The organism is Mesorhizobium sp. M7A.F.Ca.ET.027.03.2.1, from assembly GCF_003999175.1.
GTDB lineage: Bacteria > Pseudomonadota > Alphaproteobacteria > Rhizobiales > Rhizobiaceae > Mesorhizobium.
In genome coordinates, this window is sequence record NZ_RZOM01000797.1 from 1 (window position 1) to 2,935 (window position 2,935).

At 63.0% G+C, this 2,935-nt stretch carries 3 protein-coding genes; 2 read left to right on the forward strand and 1 reads right to left on the reverse strand.

The genetic code is table 11. The features are described from left to right. A partial coding sequence (locus EN750_RS27025) for an ABC transporter permease (protein WP_145967943.1) occupies positions 1-785 on the reverse strand: 785 nt, incomplete at its 3' end. Positions 786-969: 184 nt separating this feature from the next. Between EN750_RS27025 and EN750_RS27030 the strand changes: the two genes are divergently transcribed. Together EN750_RS27030 and EN750_RS27035 are read left to right on the forward strand one after the other, a co-directional pair. Next, a complete protein-coding gene (locus tag EN750_RS27030) occupies positions 970-1,779 on the forward strand; it encodes an IclR family transcriptional regulator (RefSeq protein ID WP_127398469.1) in 810 nt (269 codons plus the stop codon). Between the two features lie 132 nt (positions 1,780-1,911). Then, complete coding sequence (locus EN750_RS27035) at positions 1,912-2,664, forward strand: SDR family NAD(P)-dependent oxidoreductase (RefSeq protein WP_127266933.1); 753 nt, start codon at positions 1,912-1,914, stop codon at positions 2,662-2,664. Positions 2,665-2,935 lie beyond the last annotated feature (271 nt).

Below are 2,935 nucleotides of genomic sequence, written 5' to 3' on the forward strand. Positions count from 1 at the left end.
GTCGGCACCATGGTGTTGCGCAACGCATGGACGATGACGACGCGGAATTCGCTCGCGCCCTTGGCGCGCGCGGTGAGGACGAACTCGCGGCTCATCACATCAAGCATGTTGGCGCGCACCAGCCGCGATATGGTGCCGGAAACCGTCCAGCCGAGGACGAAGGCCGGCAGAAGCAGGTGCCGGAGCGCGTCCTTGAAGACGGTCCAGTCGCCAGCCAGAAGCGAATCGATGGTCAGGAAGCCGGTTATGCCGGGCGGCAATGCCAGGCGGGCATCGACCCTGCCCGGCCCCGGCAGCCAGTTCAGCATGACGGAGAAGATGAACAACAGGCCGAGTCCCGACCAGAACACCGGCAGCGACGAGCCGAACAAGGCGAAGAGCCGCGCACCATGGTCGATCAGGCTGTTGCGGAAATAGGCGGCCAGCACACCAAGCACGATGCCGAGCGTGGTGCCGAAGATCATCGCGGTGAAAACCAGTTCGAGCGTTGCCGGCAAGCGGTAGAGGATGTCGGTGCCGACATTGCGCTTGGTGATGAATGAGGTGCCAAGATCGCCGCTCAGCAGATTGCCAAGATATATCATATAGCGTTCCGGCAAAGGACGATCGAGACCCCAGCGCGCCTTGGCGGCGGCCACCACTTCGGGGTTGCTCATCTGCTGTTCGGCGACAATCGCGGTCAGCGGATCGCCCTTGGTCACCGTGGTGATCAGGAAGGCAATGGTGACGATGCCGAGCACCAGAAACGGCATGGCGATAAGCCGGCGCAAAATATAGCGAGACACGTGGCTACCTTCACAAGGAGGGGCTTCGTAAGATGGCACAGGGCGCTTGGAGATGCCATCGAGGGAAGCATATTGACAGTGGGGGAAAGCGCCTGTCAATATAAATGGAATTTAATTTCATTTTTTAGACAACGCCGGCGACGCTGGCCCGACAGGCGGACGACGACGCCAGAAAGACCTCAGCGTGCGCAAGCGAGCAACCAGGGACGAGACGGAGCTTGAAGGCGAAGGCGCGCAGCTTTCGTCGTCGCTGGTGCGCGGGCTCGGCATCCTGCGCGTCTTCCGGCCGGGCGATGCCTCGCTCGGCAACCAGGACATTATTGCCCGCACCGGCCTGCCCAAAGCCACGGTTTCGCGCATCACCTATACGCTGAGCGCTCTCGGCTACCTCCTGTACGACAAGGATCTCGGCCGCTACAGCCTGGGGCCTGCCACCGTGGCGCTCGGCTATTCAGCGCTGAGCTCCAGCGCCGTCGTGCACGTCGCCAGGCCGCTGATGCAGCCGCTGGCAGACCTGACGGGGGCGGCGGTGGCGCTCGGCACGCGCGACAGCCTCAACATGGTCTATCTCGCCAACTGCCGGTCGGAGAGCCTTGTCACGCTGCGGCTCAACCCAGGCTCCTACCTGCCGATCTGGAAGACATCGATGGGACTGGCCTATGCGGCGGCCCTTTCACCTGAGGAGCGCGCTCGCCTTGTGGAGGCTTTGCAGGAGGCCGAGCCGGACAGGGCGGCGATGATCGGGGCGGCGATTGACAATGCGATCGCCCAGCATGCACGCCAGGGCTATGTGACGTCGTTCGGCGCCTGGCACAGCTACATCCATGCAGTCGGCGTGCCGTTCCGCCCGCGTGACGGCTCGCCACTGGTTGCCATCACCTGCGGCGGCATCGGCGAGATCATCACCGAGGACCGCGCGCATGCCGAGATCGGACCGGCGCTGGTGGCGATGGTGAAGGCGCTGGGCAGAGAGCTTGAGGGAAATCCCGGGTAACGGGATTGGCCCAGACGATCGGCCTCGCATGCCGGCTTGAACTCGCCTGATGGGGACCGCACAGTCGCAGTCGATGGTATGGCGGTCGCGTGCCGTCATCGTCCATCGGGTTGAGATGATGGGGAAAATAGGATGCCGATGAATTTTACAGGGCGGTTCAGCGGTCGAGCGGCGGTGATCACCGGCGGCGCATCGGGCATCGGTCTGGCAGTGGCTCAGAGGATTGTCGAGGAGGGCGGACGGGTTTCAGTCTGGGATCGCGATCCGGCTCAGATCGAACAGGCCAAAGCCACCCTTCCCGGCCTCCACGGTGTTGCCATCGACGTCGCCGATGCGGCCGGCGTGGAACGCGCCAAGCAGTCGGCGATCGAAGCGCTTGGCGGTGTCGACATCCTGGTCACCAGTGCGGCGATCACCGGGCCGAACATGACGACCTGGAACTATTCGACCGAGGATTGGCAGAAGGTCATCGACATCAACATCAACGGCGTCTTCTACTGCAACAAGGCGCTCGTGCCGCACATGCTCGAGCGCAACTATGGCCGCATCGTCAACATCGCCTCGATCGCCGGCAAGGAAGGCAATCCCAACGCTTCGGCCTACAGCACCTCGAAGGCCGCGGTGATCGGCCTGACCAAGTCGCTCGGCAAGGAACTGGCCAAGACCAAGGTGACGGTCAATTGCGTCACACCGGCGGCCGTGCGCACCGCTATCTTCAAGCAGATGAGCCAGGAGCACATCGACTTCATGCTGTCCAAGATACCGATGGCGCGCTTCGGCGAGGTCGAAGAGGTGGCGGCGCTGATCTGCTGGATTGCCTCGGAAGAGTGTTCGTTCACGACCGCCGCCGTATTCGACGTTTCCGGCGGCCGCGCCACCTACTGAGGCAGGACGCATCTCAATTCCGCGTGACGACGCAACGAACGGGAGCGTAGGGGCGTATAGTCCCGGGCGTCGAATCGACGTTGACGCAACAAAGCTATACGGGAAAGCTATGACGCGGCATGACAGTTCAGCATGCGTGATGATCTGCCGGTGCGGGGCAACTGGTTGGCGGTTGACGGACGCTGCAACCATCCGGCGGGAGCTTGTTTCCTTTGCTTAGAGCCGAGCCTGCCGCGCTGTCCGACGACGAGCTTCTGGACCGCTATCAGCG

Excerpts from the sequence above, each read along its gene's own strand:
- EN750_RS27035 (WP_127266933.1), top strand. The coding sequence starts at position 1,912 with ATGCCGATGAATTTTACAGGGCGGTTCAGCGGTCGAGCGGCGGTGATC.